Source organism: Arthrobacter sp. ZGTC131, from assembly GCF_002929275.1.
Lineage (GTDB): Bacteria > Actinomycetota > Actinomycetes > Actinomycetales > Micrococcaceae > Arthrobacter.
In genome coordinates, this window is record NZ_PJIK01000025.1 from 24,441 (window position 1) to 38,700 (window position 14,260).

The following is a 14,260-nucleotide window of genomic DNA, read 5'->3' on the forward strand; positions in this document are numbered from 1 at the left end:
AGTACCAAGCTTCGAAAGGGTCAACGTTGACTGCTGCACTGCCGGAACTCGCCGTCGGCGACTTCTACTATCAGGACCTGGGCGGCGGACGCTTCCGCTCCACCATCCACGCCCAAGGGGCCTGGAACGAGCACGAACAGCACATGGCTCCTGCCTCCGGACTGCTGGCGGACCGGCTGGACCGCCACGAGCCACGCAGCGACATGCGCATGGCGCGGCTGAGCTACGAGATCCTGGGACTGATTCCGGGCGGTGAGTTCGACGTCGTCACCAGCACGCTCCGGCCGGGCCGGACCATCGAACTCGTACAGGCGGAACTCGTGGCGGCCGGGCGGGTGGCCATCAGGGCAACGGCCTGGCGGATGATCACCAGCGACACGTCCGCCGTCGCCGCCGTCGAAGACGCCGTCATTCCGTCGCCAGACGAATGCAAGCCTTACGACGGCGCCAGCGTCTGGCCGGGAGGGTACATCCGGTCGCTCGAAATGCGGGTGGCAGAGGGGCACCGGCCCGGCGCGGGCAAGGTCTGGCTGCGGACCGACCATCCGCTGACTGATGCTGCCGACAGCACCGACCTGGCCAGGCTAATGGGGCTCGTGGACACGGCAAACGGCATTGCCGCACGGGTTCCGCCCGGCAGGGACAGCTATGCGTTCCCCAACCTGGACCTGCAGATCCACATGTACCGCAGGCCCGAGGGTGAGTGGCTTGGCCTGGACAACGCCGTGTCCTTCGGCGCAGACGGGATCGGGCTCACGTCAACAGTGCTGCATGACCTCGCCGGTCCGTTCGGCCGGGCGGAGCAGATCCTCACGCTGCGGAAGTCCTGACCCGGACCGCTGCCGCTAGTGGAACACCAGCCAGCCGGCCAGCGTGGCGAGCGCCGTCAGCACCGCGCCCCAGGCCATGTCCACGAGAATCAGCTGCAGGGGCCAGGCCTTGAGCGTCGCGGCGTTGGTCAGGTCATAAGTCGCGTAGGCGAAGGCGCCCAGCGCTGCTCCGTAGCCGACGGCGGTGAGCCAGCTGCCGTCGTCGAGCGCCGGCCGCAAGGCAAAAAAGACGATTCCCGCAATGTATATCAGGTAGAAAGCCACGGCGTACCCTAGATGGGGCCGGTCGGCCAGCAAGTCACCGATGTGGCTGCGGTAGAACGGGTTCATGAGCTTGAGCCACACGGCGTCGATGGCGGCGAAGGCAGCGGCTACGACCAGGAATTGCAATATGACCATAAGGGAGCTTAGCAATATGCAGCAGGCCGGGGCTGACTCGCGGACACTGACCGTCGTCCGCCAGGAGAAGTCGCTGGGGGCTGTCAGGGACCTCGATTTCGGGATCGATCTGCTGGGCCAGGCCAGGACCGGCGGGATCGGACCGACCCTTCGGCTGTACCGGCCGGCGCCGACGGTGGCCTTCGGGCAGCGCGACACCCATCTGCCCGGGTTCGGTGCCGCTGCACAGGCCTGCCGCGAGCTGGGCTTTGAGCCGCTGATCCGGAAGGCCGGAGGGCGAGCGGCGGCCTATCACGAAGGCACGCTGATCATCGACCATGTGGAGCCGCACGCCGACGCCATTGCGGGAGCCAAGGGCCGGTTCGCGTTCTTCGGCGAGATGCTTGCCCAGGCGTTGCGGAGTGCCGGCGTCCAGGCTGCCGTCGGGGAGATCCCGGGTGAATACTGCCCGGGTGAATACAGCGTCCACGGCGCGGATCCGTACTTCCCGGCGCACCAGGTCAAGCTGGTGGGAACGGCCCAGCGGGTGGTGTCCGGGGGCTGGCTGTTCAGTTCCGTGGTGGTGGTCGAGAACTCGGCGCCCATCCGGAGTGTCCTCACAGCGAGCTACGCTGCCCTCGGCCTGGACTGGGACCCGGCGACGGCAGGGGCGGTCAACGACCTCGTGCCGCACCTCGACGTCGACGCCATCGAGGAGGCCGTGGTGAGCACGTACGCCGGCTACGCAAACCTGAGGCACGCGGAATTCAGCAGCCTGCAACCGTAGCCCGGCGGCCCTGGCTTTTCAGCACCCCTGGCCGGTCCGCAGCCACACGCCGCACCGGATCAACTGGTAAGCAACGCCAACGCATCTGCTTCGTAAACGTCCCGAATCCCGTCGACTTTTCGGCCCAAACCGGAGCACCATTAAAGGACAGCCGCTGTAAAGGAGGTCGGTGATGTGCTACTCATCGCGTGAGGATTTCGGCTGGGGCACCAAGAAGGACGCCACCCGGAAGCCTGAAGAGCGCCGGGATACGGCACCTGCGGAAACCCCGGAACCCCGGGCCCAGGCAGACGAAGCCAAACTGTGGGCCTTCCTTGCCCGCCGCAGGGAACACATGGCTCCGAAACCGATGACTGACCGCGTCCACGAGAAGGTCTAGGCACAAACAGGATAGGCACCGTTGCGGCGGTGCCTATCCTTTTGTTCGGGCGGCCCCGGTTGTTAGGCGTCCAGTGGGTTCAGCCGCACGCACCGTCCCGAGTCACTGAACAACCAGCAGCACGGCCAGGACTGTCATGAGGACGGCGATTCCGCCGTCGAGAACGCGCCAGGCTCCGGGGCGGGCGAAGACGGGCGCAAGGAACTTCGCGCCGAACCCGAGGAGGCAGAACCACAGCGTGCTGCCGGCCACCGCACCCCAGGCGAATGGCCAGCGGCCATCGGGGCCGTGGCCGGACGCCAGCGAACCCAGGAGCACCACCGTGTCCAGGTATACGTGCGGGTTGAGCCAGGTCAGGGCGACGGCGGTGGTCACCGCTGCGGTCAGTGTAGTGCTGGAGTGCGGGCCTGAGGCGGAGAGGGCCCCCGGATTCAGGGCGCGCCTGGCAGCGATGACGGCATAGGCGAGAAGGAACGCAGCGCCGGCCCAGCGGACCACTGCCAGCGCAAACGGGGCAGCCTGGATCAGGGCGCCCACTCCCGCGACGCCGGCAACGATCAGCACAGCGTCGCTGGCGATGCAGATAGCCACGATGGGTGCCAGGTGTTCGCGGCGCAATCCTTGGCGCAGCACAAAGGCATTTTGGGCCCCGATTGCAACGATGAGCGAGAGGCCGGCGCCGAAGCCGGCGAGGAGTGATCCGAAGGTAGTTGTGAGTTCCACTTGCCTGACTCTAGGCGGCGGGGGAATCATGAGTACAGCTAAACTTTCTTACGTACCTTAAGGAAAATTCAGGATGGATGCCACGACCGAACAACTCCGGACGCTTGCCGCGGTGATCGAACACGGCACCTTCGACCGGGCGGCTGAAGCCCTCCATGTGACCTCGTCGGCGGTCAGCCAGCGGATCAAGGCCCTTGAGCAGCAGACCGGCCGCGTCCTGCTGCTGAGGACCAAGCCTGCCCGGCCCACCAAATCCGGGAGCGTGGTGGTGCGGCTGGCCCGCCAGGTGGCCCTCCTCGAAAGCGAGGCCATGGATGAACTTGGCCTGGAAGGAGCCGGGGCGCGCCCGCGGATACCGCTGGTGATCAACGCCGACTCCCTGGCCACGTGGGTATTGCCGGCCCTGGCGGGCATCGACCGGACCAGCTTTGAAGTCACCATTGATGACCAGGACCACTCGATTGACCGCCTCCGGGAAGGCACGGCGATGGCGGCCATCACCTCCAACCCGAATCCTGTTCAGGGGTGCATTGCCCGGCCCCTCGGGATCATGCGGTACAGGGCAGTGGCCAGCCGGGCCTTTGCCGAGCAGTGGCTGCCGGACGGGTTTACTGATCAGGCCCTGTCCGCGGCCCCCGTGGTTGTCTTCGACCGCAAGGACGCCCTGCAGGACCGCTACCTTGAGCGGCGGCTGGGTCCCGGTGCCGCCCGTCCGCCGCGGCATTATGTGCCCGCATCGGCCGACTTCCTGCGCGCGATCGAGCTGGGGTTCGGCTGGGGAATGCTGCCGGACCTTCAGGCCTCGGATGCCATCGCGGCCGGCGCACTCGTTGTCCTCGATGACGAGCGCCACATGGACGTTCCGCTCTACTGGCAGCAATGGTCGGTGGAATCGGCCACGCTCACCAGAATTGCGGCCTCGCTGCAAAAAGCTGCGGCCGCCCGGCTCCGCTGACCCAACCCCGGTTGGGGGAGGGCAGCCGGGCCGGGCGGCCGGAGTGCTTCAGTGGGTGAGGCGAGGGGCGCTACTAGGCTGCGAGCCTGCTCTTGACTTCAGCTGCCGAAGGATTCGTAGCCGCGGTGCCGTCCGGGAAAAGAACGGTGGGGACGGTGCGGTTGCCGCCGTTGATCTGCTCCACGAGCTCGGCGGTGCCGTCCACCTCTTCGATGTTGATTTCGGTGTAGCCGATTCCCTGCGCGTCCAGCTGCTTCTTGAGCCGGTTGCAGTAGCCGCACCACGTGGTCGAAAACATGGTGATGGTGCCGTCTTCGGGAGTGAAATCCACGGAGTCTCCTCAGGTTGGGGTGTTTGCCAGTCTGTTTCCTTCCAGTCAACGGTAACCCGGGTGCCGGTATTCCCCCGCCTCTGTTGCGATGGCATGCTGGTGCCATGTGTGGACGCTACGTCATGGCCAGGGCGGTCGGGGACCTGCTGGCAGAATTCGACGCCCAAATCGAAAACGAAACATCGATCCCGCCGTCGTGGAACATTGCGCCCACCGACGGCGCCCCCATCGTCCTTGAGCGGCTTATCGACGGCGACACGGTCCGCCAGCTGCACGTCGCGCGCTGGGGGCTGGTGCCGTCCTGGGCCAAGAGCCCGGGAATCGGGCCCAAGATGATCAATGCCCGCAGCGAAAGCGTGCTGGAGAAGCCCGCTTTCCGTAAAGCGGTCCAGTCGCGGCGCTGCGCTGTGCCGGCTGACGGGTACTACGAGTGGAAGCAGGGGGAGGGCCGCACCAAGCAGCCCTATTATGTCCGCCCCCGGGATGGTTCCGGCATGGTCTTCGCTGGCCTTTACGAATGGTGGAAGGACCCGTCGAAGGGCCAGGACGATCCCGCCCGCTGGATGCTTTCGATGTCCATCATGACGGCGGATTCACCGCCGGAAGGTGCGGAGCACACGATTTTCGGAGAGCTCACCGCCCTCCACGACCGCGTCCCACTTCCCATGAGCCGGGAAACGATGGAGGCCTGGATCGATCCGCAGGCAGACGACGCCGCCGGCCTGGTGGACCTGGTCCGCTCGGGGGTGACGGACGTCGCCGCCGGCTGGCGGGTCGACTCCGTCGGCACCGCCGTCGGAAATGTCCGCAACAATTCCCCGGAACTCATCGAACCCGTGGAGGCACTGTTCTGACACCGGCAGCCGCACCGGCAGAAATCAGACGGTGACGCGTCCGCCGTCGTCCACTGTCCAAGTGGGGTTATACGCAACTTCCCACCGGAAGCCGTCCGGATCCGCGAAGTAGCCTGTGTAGCCGCCCCAAGGCTGGGTCTTGGGAGCGGCCACGACGGCGGCGCCGGCGGCTTCCGCCTGCGCCATCACGCGGTCAACTTCCTCGGCGCTGCCCACATTGTGGCTCAGGGTAATGCAGGGCACTGCCGAGGGGGCGTCCACGCCGGCCTCGGCCCGCATCTGCGCTGCGTCCCACAGTGAGAGGACCAAGCCGTGGTTGGCCTGGATAAACACCACCTCATCCGGGACCTCCCGGTGGACGGGCCAGCCGAGGGCGTCTACATAAAAGCGGCGGGAGGCGGCGACGCTTCGCACTCCCAGTGAAATAAAATCGACTCGGGGCTGCATGGTTCGATACTGTCATGGACATGCCCACAAATCACGGAGACGATAAAGACGCCCAGGCTGACAAAGAACAGCTCGCTGCCGTTCGGGTCGCCGTCGATGAGGTGGATGAGCAGATCGTCACCCTGATTGCCCGCCGCGAGCGCCTGATTAGGATCGCTGGAACGCTGAAGGGCGACGACGCCGAGGTCAGGGCGCCCGGCCGGGTGGAGCGTGTCATTGAGCATGTCCGTGCTGCTGCCGTGAAAAAAGAAATAGACCCGGACATCGTGGAAAGCACGTACCGGACCATGATCTCGAAGTTCATCGAACTCGAACTGAAAATCCACAAGGACAACAGCTAAGTTCTGCTGGACCCACCTCAGCCGGGGCTATGGCCCTGCCGGGGCTTTAGCCCTGCAGCTGGCTAGAGGGATTCCTCCACGGGCACCCCGGACTGGAATTCCCGGCCGTCAGCGTCGCTGAAGCCTGACATGAGGTGTCCTTTGGCAAGCCCGAGGACTGTGCTCACGGGGAAGTTGCCGGTAATGGTGTTGCCGGAGTGCTCGACGTTGCTGATGTCAAAAGTCTCCTCCGTTTCGTCGTGGTTGAAGAAGTACATGGAGACCGCTTCACCGTTCATGAACTCGATCCCCAGCCTCCGTTGATGCGAATAGTCCGGAGTGGAAGCCATGAGCCCCACGACAAAGGCTCCCGATCCTGGAATGTTGCCGTCAATATCAAACTTGGCCACCAGTGTGGCCTCTTTGGCGGCGATGCTTACATGCTTCAGGAGCGCGTCATTGGAACTCATGGCTCCATCCTGCCCCCTAAGCCGCCGTCCGTCCACACCCATCTAGGTTTTGTCCGGGCCTCGGCGTAGACTGAAGGTATTCGAATACATATTCGAATGACCCTTTAAATTCAGCAGATTCTCGTTGGTTTCCGGAGGCACCCGTGGGCATGTTCAGCGAGTCGGTAGACGTCGTCTGCAACTCTGCGGGCGAACCCGTGGAACTCCGGTGGGGCGGCAGGCAGTACACAGTCTGCGCCGAACCGGTGCGCTGGTATGAGCGCCGGCAATGGTGGGCGGAGGAGAAGCGAGCGCCGCTTGGCAGCGGACCGGGCCTCGTGGATCACGAGATCTGGCGCACCCAGGTTGTCCCGGCCGGCACCCAAGGCAGTCGCGAGGAATCTGCGGAATCCCATGAACCCCTGACCCTGGATCTGGTCCGGCATACCGGCAGCGGACGCTGGAGACTGCTCCGGATCCACGACGCACTCCGGCATAAGACAGCATGACGTTCACACACCTTCACGTTTCCACCGCCTTCAGCGCCCACTACGGTGTTTCCTGGCCTGATGAGCTCGCCCAAGCGGCCGCAGCCGAGGGGGCCACCGCCTTGGCCTGCACTGACCGGGACGGGCTCTACGGCACCGTTAAGCACCTCAAGGCCTGCATGGCTGCCGGCATTGACCCGGTTGTGGGGGTTGACCTCGCCGTTTTCGACGACGACGGAGACCTCCGCACCCAGATTTCCGGCAGGGTGGTGGTGCTTGCACACGGCCACAACAACGGTGCCGGCTACAAGGCATTGTGCCGGCTGATTTCGGATGCGCACGCGCGCACCACCGGCAAGGCCGGGGGAGCGGTCCCGGTTGCTGTCACACGCGCCGAGCTCGCATCACGGATCCTTGACCCCGTAACCCTGAAGCCGGTGCTTACCGTGCTGGTCGGACCTGATTCCGACGTCGGACGGGCCTTGGGCGGGCGGCGTTACCTTCGGCCACGCACGCTGTTCAAGAGCTGGCTGGATGCATTGCCGGCCGGGAGTCTCGCCGCCGAAGTTGTCACCCACCTCAGCGCTCCCGGAGAGCCGCTGAGCACGGCCCATGCCGTGCGCATGCTCAAGCTCGCCCAGGAATACCGCGTGCCGGCAGTACTCACCAACGCAGTCCGGTATTGCGCTGAGGACGGCGCCGCGACAGCCGACGTCCTGGATTCCGCCCGCACGCTGAAGTCGCTGCCAGAACTGTCTGCCGCACCGCTGCTGCAGCCCAACGGCCAGGGTTGGCTGAAATCGCCCGCGCAGATGCTTCAGCTGGGTAAGGAAATCATTCACGCCGCCGGCTACGGGGCGGCGGATCTCCAGGTGCTGCTCGCGCAAACGGAGGCGCTCGCCGACAAGTGCCGCATGGACCCGGTCTCCGACATGGGCTGGAAGCAGCCGGTGGTGCCCGAGGCCTCCGTGATCGGGATTGAAGGGGATCCGCTGGCGGAGCTGGCCCTGCGCTGCGAGGCCGGTGTCACACGCCGCTTTCCGGGGATTTCAGGCAAGGCAGAGGCCGCGATGCGTGCCCGGCTGGATCATGAACTGAAGATCATTGCCAACCTCGGCTTCGCCTCGTACTTCCTCACAGTGGCGGAGGTTTCACGGATGATCCTGGACATGGGAGTGCGGGCCGCCGCCAGGGGATCGGGGGCTTCCAGCCTGGTGAATTACCTCATCGATGTCAGCCAGGTGAACCCGCTCCAGCATGACCTGATTTTCGAACGGTTCCTGTCCGGTGACCGGTCCACGCTGCCCGACATCGACATCGACGTCGAAAGCGCAGAACGGCACAACGTCTACCGGAAAATCTTTGACCGCTTCGGCGCCCAGCGCGTCACCCTGATGAGCATGCAGAACGGCTACCGCGCCAGGGGAGCCGTCCGGGATGCCGGCATGGCGTTGGGAATGGACGACGCCGATGTGGGAGAGATCGCCAAGCAGTTGTGGCGGTTCTCCGCCCGGAAATTCAGGGAGGCGCTTGAGGAAAAGCCCGAGCTGCGAGAATTTGCCGGCAGGGTGGAGCAGCGTGACTTCTCGGAAAACCAGCAGCTTGACCTGCTGGTGGATCTCACCGAACGGCTGGACCGCCTTCCGCGCCACATCTCCATGCACCCCTGCGGCGTGATTCTCGGCGATGCCACCTTGCTGGACCGCACCCCCGTCCAGCCCAGCGGGCTGGGTCTGCCCATGAGCCAGTTCGACAAACACGACATGGATCCCATGGGCATGCTCAAACTCGATGTGCTGGGTGTCCGGATGCAAAGCGCCATGGCCTTTGCCGTGCGGGAGATCATCCGCATCCATCCTTCGAAGGAGGATGTGGTGGCCGCCGGGGCACATCCCGTGGGACCTGACGGCAGCGGCCCGGACTACATCAGCGAGGACGGCCGCATAGACCTCAACGCTGTGCCGCTGGATGATGAACCCACCTACGAGCTCATCAGAAGCACCCACACCCTGGGCTGCTTCCAGATCGAATCACCGGGACAGCGCGAACTCGTGGGCAAAATGGCTCCCAGGGAATTCAACGATCTCATCATCGATATTTCGCTGTTCCGCCCCGGGCCCATGAAATCGGACATGGTCCGGCCGTTCCTGGAACACCGGCACGGCTTCGCGCCGGAGGTCTATCCCCATCCGGACCTCAAACCGGTGCTGCAGGAAACCCACGGAGTCACCGTGTTCCACGAGCAGATCCTGAAAACCTTCAACGTGATGACGCACTGCGGGCTGGCCAGGGCAGACGAATTCCGCCGCGCCCTGGGCAACGAGGCACAGGAGCCGAAGGTGGAGGAGTTCTTCCGCAGAAAGGCGAGGGAGAACGGCTACACCCCGGAAGTGGTGGATAAGGTCTGGGGGACCCTGAAGGCCTTCGGAAGCTTCGGATTCTGCAAAGCCCACGGCGCAGCCTTTGCTGTGCCCACCTACCAGTCGGCATGGCTAAAGGCACACCATCCGGAAGCCTTCCTTGCGGGGCTGTGGGAACACGACCCCGGCATGTACCCCAAACGCCTGCTGGTGGCCGAGGCGCGCCGTCTCGGCATCCCCATCCTTCCGCTGGACATCAACCGCAGCGGGGCCGAGTACCGGGTGGAGCGGGTCGCGGAGGGGCCGGACCGGGGGAAGCTGGGCATCAGGCTGAGCCTGAACGGGATCTTCGGCCTTTCCGGTGCGGAGCTGAAACGTATCGTAGCCGGGCAGCCCTACGACTCCCTGGCTGACCTTCGGGCCAGGTCCAGGGTGAGTAAGCCGAGTATCAAGAGGCTGGCCCAGCTGGGCGCCTTCGATTCCCTGCACCGTGAATCGGGCGGTGCCGCCAACCGGGCAGACCTGGTCCAGCACCTCCAGAACCTCCAGGGCCGGCAGGTCCGGAAAGGCCTCGACGTCATTGACGGGCAACTGGCGCTGCCTCTGGGCGATGTTGAGCTGCGGAACGTGAAGGCCGAGCTTCCGGCGCCCACCATGGTGGAGAATGTCCGCGCTGAGCTTGACCTGATGGCCGTGGATGTCAGCGAGCACCTGATGTCGAGCCACCGGCCGCTCCTGGACAGGCTTGGAGTCACCACCGCGGACAAACTGATCGGGCTCAGGAACGGCACGGAGGTCCTGGTGGCCGGAGTCCGGATTGCCACCCAGACCCCGCCGATGCGCGGCGGCCGCAGGGTTGTTTTCATCAGCATTGATGACGGCACCGGATGCGTGGACTCGGTATTCTTCCATGAAGCCCAGGAGCACGCCGGGCCCCTGCTTTTCGGCACGCGGCTGCTGCTCATCCGGGGAACCACCAGGCGGACAGGCCCGCGGGGGATCAGCCTGAGCGCCAGCATGGCCTGGGACCTTAGCCGGATAGACACCCTGCCCTTCCCGGAGCAGGCCACCGTCTCCGCAGAGGACGGTGCCCCACGCCAGGGCCCGACCGATCTCCACCCCGGCACGGTCATTTCCGATGAATTCAGGGTGCCGGGACCGCTGGAGGGAATCGGCAGGAACCTGGCCATCACCGGGCTAGGCGGCTGACGCGCCCGCCCCGCCCCGCCCAGGAGCCGCGCCGTGATGCGCCGCGGCTGCCCGTGCGCCGCTTTGGCTGGCCTCTTCCGTTACAGATACCATTGACGAGGCTGGCTGTGGTCCCCGTATGCCACAAGCTACGAAGCCTTAACTTTGAATAGGAGACACCCGTGTCAGATGCCGAGCAGATCACCCTCATCGTCGATGGCGAAGAGATGAAGGTGACTACCGGGACCACCGGCGCGGAACTCTTCTTTGAGCGCCGCGACGTCGTCGTTGCCCGCGTAGACGGCGAGCTGAAGGATCTGGACCAGCCCCTTCCCGAAGGTGCACAGATCGAAGGCGTCACCATCGATTCCCCTGACGGCCTCAACGTGCTGCGCCACTCGACCGCCCACGTCATGGCCCAGGCAGTGCAGCAGCTGCGCCCCGACGCCAAGCTGGGCATCGGCCCCTACATCACCGACGGCTTCTACTTCGACTTCGACGTCGCCGAGCCGTTCACCCCGGAAGACCTCAAGGCCCTGGAAAAGATGATGCTCAAGATCATCAACCAGAACCAGAAGTTCGTCCGGCGCGTCGTTTCCGAGGACGAAGCCCGCGAGGCCATGAAGGATGAGCCCTACAAGCTCGAGCTCCTGGGCAAGAAGAACAACGCCGCCGACGCCGGTGAGGGCGTCAACGTCGAAGTGGGCGCCGGGGACATCACCATCTACGACAACGTGGACCGCAAGAGCGGGGACAGCGTCTGGTGCGACCTCTGCCGCGGCCCGCACCTGCCCAACACCAAGCTCATTTCCAATGCCTTTGCCCTGACCCGCTCGTCGGCCGCCTACTGGCTGGGCAACCAGAACAACCAGCAGCTGCAGCGCATCTACGGCACGGCCTGGCCCACCAAGGATGCCCTCAAGGCCTACCAGGAGCGCATAGCCGAGGCCGAGCGCCGCGACCACCGCAAGCTGGGTGCCGAACTGGACCTGTTCTCCTTCCCGGACGAACTGGGCTCCGGCCTGCCGGTCTTCCACCCCAAGGGCGGGATTATCCGCAAGGCCATGGAGGACTACTCCCGCCAGCGGCACGTGGACGCAGGCTACGAGTTCGTCTACACACCCCATATCACCAAGGGCCACCTCTACGAGGTCTCCGGCCACCTCGACTGGTACAAGGAGGGCATGTTCCCGGCGATGCACATCGACGCGGAACTGAACGAGGACGGCACCGTGCGCAAGCCCGGCCAGGATTACTACCTGAAGCCGATGAACTGCCCCATGCACAACCTGATCTTCCGCTCGCGCGGCCGCTCCTACCGCGAACTGCCGCTGCGGCTGTTCGAGTTCGGTTCCGTGTACCGGTACGAAAAGTCCGGCGTGGTGCACGGCCTGACCCGTGTGCGCGGCATGACACAGGACGATGCCCACATCTACTGCACCCGCGAGCAGATGAAGGACGAGCTCACCTCCACCCTGAACTTCGTGCTGGGCCTGCTCAAGGACTACGGCCTGGACGACTTCTACCTGGAGCTCTCCACCAAGAACGAAGACAAGTTCGTGGGCGACGACGCCGCCTGGGACGAAGCCACACGCACCCTGGCCGAGGTGGCCGACGCCTCCGGCCTGGAGCTGATCCCGGATCCGGGCGGAGCCGCGTTCTACGGCCCCAAGATCTCCGTCCAGGCGAAGGATGCCCTCGGGCGTACCTGGCAGATGTCTACCATCCAGCTGGACTTCAACCTGCCCGAGCGCTTCGAACTCGAGTTCCAGGCCGCTGACGGCACCCGCCAGCGCCCGGTCATGATCCACCGCGCCCTCTTCGGCTCGGTGGAGCGCTTCATGGGCGTGCTCACGGAGCACTATGCCGGCGCCTTCCCGGCCTGGCTGGCTCCCGTTCAGGTGGTGGGCATCCCGGTCGCCGAAGCGTTCAACGACTACATGTTCGACGTCGTCGGGCAGCTCAAGGCGGCGGGCATCCGGGCCGAGGTGGACATCTCCTCGGATCGTTTCCCGAAGAAGATCCGCACGGCCAGCAAGGACAAGATCCCGTTCGTGCTCATCGCCGGCGGCGAGGACGCCGAAGCCGGCGCCGTGTCCTTCCGGTTCCGCGATGGCAGCCAGGACAACGGCGTGCCGGTGGCCGAGGCTGTCCAGCGGATCGTGGATGCAGTCCGCGACCGGACCAGCTAGCCGCGGCGGAGGGGGCAGACAGTGCAGGAGAACACGGGCGCGGGCTATCCGGGCGACGCCGAGGTGACGGACGATTTTGGCCTCGCCGGTGTTCCGGACGCCTTCCAGCGCCTGTGGACTCCGCACCGCATGGCCTACATCAAGGGCGGACAGCACCAGTTCAAGAACCAGGACGACTGCCCTTTCTGCATTGCCCCGTCACGCACGGATGAGGAGTCCCTCATCGTGTACCGGGGCCGCACGAGCTATGTGGTGCTGAACCTGTTCCCGTACAACCCGGGCCACCTGCTGGTGTGCCCCTACCGCCACGTTCCGGACTACACGGACCTGACGGTGGAGGAGACGGCAGAATTCGCCGAGCTGACCCAGACCGCCATGCGCGTGCTGCGGAAGGTGGCGAATCCGGGCGGCTTCAACCTCGGCATGAACCAGGGCGTTGTGGGCGGGGCCGGAATTGCAGGCCACCTCCACCAGCACATTGTTCCGCGGTGGGGCGGGGACGGAAACTTCTTCCCCATCATCGCCCAGACCAAGGCCATTACACAGACGCTCGACGAAGTCCGCCAGCAGGTGGCCGAGGCCTGGCCGGGGGAGACGCATGCTGAATAGGCATGCCCGCGGTTTCTTCACCGCGCTGTTCTCTCCGCTTGCCCGTTGGCTTCTTCGAATCGGTGTATCCCCGGACGCCATCACCATCGTCGGCACGGCCGGCGTGGTGGTGGGCGCCCTGGTGTTCTACCCGCTGGGCCAGCTCTGGTGGGGAACGCTCTTCATCACCGCCTTCATCTTTTCCGACGTCATTGACGGCATCATGGCGCGAATCCAGAACGGGGGAGGCCGCTGGGGCAACTTCCTGGACTCCACCCTGGACCGGGTGGCGGACGGGGCGCTCTTCGCAGGCCTGGCTGTCTGGTTTTTCACCGGCGGCGAGAACGAGGCGATAGCGATTGCCGCCGTCGTCTGCCTTGTTCTTGGCATGGTGGTGTCGTACGTTCGTGCGAAGGCCGAATCACTGGGCTTCCAGGCCAATGTGGGCATTGCCGAACGCGCCGAGCGGCTGGTGTCGGTCCTTGTGGTCACGGGCTTCACGGGGCTGGGGCTGCCCTCCATAGTGCTGTTCGTGACCCTCGTGCTGCTGGCTCTGGCAAGCTTCGTCACGGTGGTCCAACGTGTGCTTGCGGTCCGCGACCAGTCGCTCGAAGACACCGAACAAACCTGATTAAGCCGGGCTGCCGGGGTGGGACTAGTATTAGGACTGCCTGGTCAATGGATCCGGTAATCCGGTGTGTGCAAATTACGGCATTTCCGTGCCGCCCGCACTCCCGGCGAAGGTCATCTATCTACCCATAGGGGTTTTTGTGTCTACACCTGATGTAAGCAGCGAAGCCGGCTCGTCCGCCAACAGCGTCACGGGCAGCAACCGCGTCAAGCGCGGCATGGCAGAGATGCTCAAGGGCGGCGTCATCATGGACGTCGTCAACGTCGAACAGGCCCGCATCGCCGAAGACGCCGGTGCCGTTGCCGTTATGGCGCTCGAGCGCGTCCCGGCCGACATCCGTGCCCAGGGCGGCGTGTCCCG

The 14,260-nt window shown here is 65.1% G+C and carries 16 protein-coding genes and 1 pseudogene; 12 read left to right on the forward strand and 5 right to left on the reverse strand.

Annotation, left to right across the window (positions count from 1 at the left end; translation table 11 throughout):
* Positions 1-26: 26 nt before the first annotated feature.
* Entirely contained in the window at positions 27-830 is an 804-nt protein-coding gene (locus CXQ90_RS20585; protein ID WP_104141206.1) for a thioesterase family protein, read from the forward strand.
* Between the two features lie 15 nt (positions 831-845).
* Here the strand turns inward: CXQ90_RS20585 and CXQ90_RS20590 are convergent, their stop codons facing one another.
* Positions 846-1,229, reverse strand: a complete 384-nt coding sequence (locus tag CXQ90_RS20590; RefSeq protein WP_104141207.1) for a DUF2177 family protein — start codon at positions 1,227-1,229, stop codon at positions 846-848.
* Between CXQ90_RS20590 and CXQ90_RS20595 the strand changes: the two genes are divergently transcribed.
* Together CXQ90_RS20595 and CXQ90_RS20600 are read left to right on the forward strand one after the other, a co-directional pair.
* Complete coding sequence (locus CXQ90_RS20595) at positions 1,222-1,995, forward strand: lipoate--protein ligase family protein (protein WP_258064662.1); 774 nt, start codon at positions 1,222-1,224, stop codon at positions 1,993-1,995. The two genes, CXQ90_RS20590 and CXQ90_RS20595, sit on opposite strands and share 8 nt — an antisense overlap.
* Before the next feature lie 172 nt (positions 1,996-2,167).
* Positions 2,168-2,374: a hypothetical protein gene (locus CXQ90_RS20600; RefSeq protein ID WP_104141209.1), complete on the forward strand. Its 207-nt coding sequence runs from the start codon at positions 2,168-2,170 to the stop codon at positions 2,372-2,374.
* A 102-nt stretch (positions 2,375-2,476) separates the two neighbouring features.
* On the opposite strand, the gene CXQ90_RS20605 is transcribed toward CXQ90_RS20600, so the two are convergent.
* Entirely contained in the window at positions 2,477-3,127 is a 651-nt protein-coding gene (locus CXQ90_RS20605) for a LysE/ArgO family amino acid transporter (RefSeq protein WP_104141210.1), read from the reverse strand.
* A gap of 43 nt (positions 3,128-3,170) precedes the next feature.
* On the opposite strand from CXQ90_RS20605, the gene CXQ90_RS20610 reads away from it, so the two are divergent.
* Positions 3,171-4,052, forward strand: coding sequence for a LysR family transcriptional regulator ArgP (locus CXQ90_RS20610; protein WP_104141211.1), 882 nt, complete (start codon positions 3,171-3,173; stop codon positions 4,050-4,052).
* 73 nt (positions 4,053-4,125) lie between these two features.
* On the opposite strand, the gene CXQ90_RS20615 is transcribed toward CXQ90_RS20610, so the two are convergent.
* On the reverse strand, positions 4,126-4,383 hold the full coding sequence (locus tag CXQ90_RS20615; RefSeq protein WP_078028863.1) for a mycoredoxin: 258 nt from the start codon (positions 4,381-4,383) through the stop codon (positions 4,126-4,128).
* 104 nt (positions 4,384-4,487) lie between these two features.
* Between CXQ90_RS20615 and CXQ90_RS20620 the strand changes: the two genes are divergently transcribed.
* Positions 4,488-5,237 (forward strand): SOS response-associated peptidase, encoded by a 750-nt coding sequence (locus tag CXQ90_RS20620; protein ID WP_104141212.1) that lies wholly within the window; start codon positions 4,488-4,490, stop codon positions 5,235-5,237.
* Positions 5,238-5,261: 24 nt separating this feature from the next.
* Here CXQ90_RS20620 and CXQ90_RS20625 read toward each other — a convergent pair whose 3' ends face one another.
* Positions 5,262-5,684 (reverse strand): VOC family protein, encoded by a 423-nt coding sequence (locus CXQ90_RS20625; protein ID WP_104141213.1) that lies wholly within the window; start codon positions 5,682-5,684, stop codon positions 5,262-5,264.
* Positions 5,685-5,698: 14 nt separating this feature from the next.
* Between CXQ90_RS20625 and CXQ90_RS20630 the strand changes: the two genes are divergently transcribed.
* The gene (locus CXQ90_RS20630) at positions 5,699-6,025 is read left to right on the forward strand and encodes a chorismate mutase (RefSeq protein ID WP_104141214.1); all 327 of its coding nucleotides are present in this window, start codon (positions 5,699-5,701) and stop codon (positions 6,023-6,025) included.
* Positions 6,026-6,087: 62 nt separating this feature from the next.
* On the opposite strand, the gene CXQ90_RS20635 is transcribed toward CXQ90_RS20630, so the two are convergent.
* Positions 6,088-6,474 carry a hypothetical protein gene (locus CXQ90_RS20635; RefSeq protein WP_104141215.1) on the reverse strand — a complete coding sequence of 129 codons (387 nt, stop codon included), beginning with the start codon at positions 6,472-6,474 and terminating at the stop codon, positions 6,088-6,090.
* A gap of 143 nt (positions 6,475-6,617) precedes the next feature.
* On the opposite strand from CXQ90_RS20635, the gene CXQ90_RS20640 reads away from it, so the two are divergent.
* From CXQ90_RS20640 to CXQ90_RS20665, 6 genes and pseudogenes are all read left to right on the forward strand, one after another.
* Positions 6,618-6,962, forward strand: coding sequence for a hypothetical protein (locus CXQ90_RS20640; RefSeq protein ID WP_104141216.1), 345 nt, complete (start codon positions 6,618-6,620; stop codon positions 6,960-6,962).
* A complete protein-coding gene (locus tag CXQ90_RS20645; protein ID WP_104141217.1) occupies positions 6,959-10,510 on the forward strand; it encodes a DNA polymerase III subunit alpha in 3,552 nt (1,183 codons plus the stop codon). The genes CXQ90_RS20640 and CXQ90_RS20645 overlap by 4 nt, the downstream gene beginning before the upstream one ends.
* A gap of 161 nt (positions 10,511-10,671) precedes the next feature.
* Complete coding sequence (thrS, locus tag CXQ90_RS20650; RefSeq protein ID WP_104141218.1) at positions 10,672-12,681, forward strand: threonine--tRNA ligase; 2,010 nt, start codon at positions 10,672-10,674, stop codon at positions 12,679-12,681.
* 21 nt (positions 12,682-12,702) lie between these two features.
* Entirely contained in the window at positions 12,703-13,290 is a 588-nt protein-coding gene (locus CXQ90_RS20655) for an HIT domain-containing protein (protein WP_104141219.1), read from the forward strand.
* Positions 13,280-13,900, forward strand: a complete 621-nt coding sequence (gene pgsA / locus CXQ90_RS20660) for a phosphatidylinositol phosphate synthase (RefSeq protein WP_104141224.1) — start codon at positions 13,280-13,282, stop codon at positions 13,898-13,900. Before CXQ90_RS20655 ends, pgsA begins: the two co-directional genes overlap by 11 nt.
* A gap of 139 nt (positions 13,901-14,039) precedes the next feature.
* Positions 14,040-14,260: pseudogene (locus tag CXQ90_RS20665) on the forward strand (pyridoxal 5'-phosphate synthase lyase subunit PdxS); the annotation flags it as partial.

Excerpts from the sequence above, each read along its gene's own strand:
- CXQ90_RS20595 (WP_258064662.1), top strand. The coding sequence starts at position 1,222 with ATGACCATAAGGGAGCTTAGCAATATGCAGCAGGCCGGGGCTGACTCG.
- CXQ90_RS20590 (WP_104141207.1), bottom strand. The coding sequence starts at position 1,229 with ATGGTCATATTGCAATTCCTGGTCGTAGCCGCTGCCTTCGCCGCCATC.
- CXQ90_RS20600 (WP_104141209.1), top strand. The coding sequence starts at position 2,168 with ATGTGCTACTCATCGCGTGAGGATTTCGGCTGGGGCACCAAGAAGGAC.
- CXQ90_RS20605 (WP_104141210.1), bottom strand. The coding sequence starts at position 3,127 with ATGATTCCCCCGCCGCCTAGAGTCAGGCAAGTGGAACTCACAACTACC.
- CXQ90_RS20610 (WP_104141211.1), top strand. The coding sequence starts at position 3,171 with ATGGATGCCACGACCGAACAACTCCGGACGCTTGCCGCGGTGATCGAA.
- CXQ90_RS20620 (WP_104141212.1), top strand. The coding sequence starts at position 4,488 with ATGTGTGGACGCTACGTCATGGCCAGGGCGGTCGGGGACCTGCTGGCA.
- CXQ90_RS20625 (WP_104141213.1), bottom strand. The coding sequence starts at position 5,684 with ATGCAGCCCCGAGTCGATTTTATTTCACTGGGAGTGCGAAGCGTCGCC.
- CXQ90_RS20630 (WP_104141214.1), top strand. The coding sequence starts at position 5,699 with ATGGACATGCCCACAAATCACGGAGACGATAAAGACGCCCAGGCTGAC.
- CXQ90_RS20635 (WP_104141215.1), bottom strand. The coding sequence starts at position 6,474 with ATGAGTTCCAATGACGCGCTCCTGAAGCATGTAAGCATCGCCGCCAAA.
- CXQ90_RS20645 (WP_104141217.1), top strand. The coding sequence starts at position 6,959 with ATGACGTTCACACACCTTCACGTTTCCACCGCCTTCAGCGCCCACTAC.
- pgsA (WP_104141224.1), top strand. The coding sequence starts at position 13,280 with ATGCTGAATAGGCATGCCCGCGGTTTCTTCACCGCGCTGTTCTCTCCG.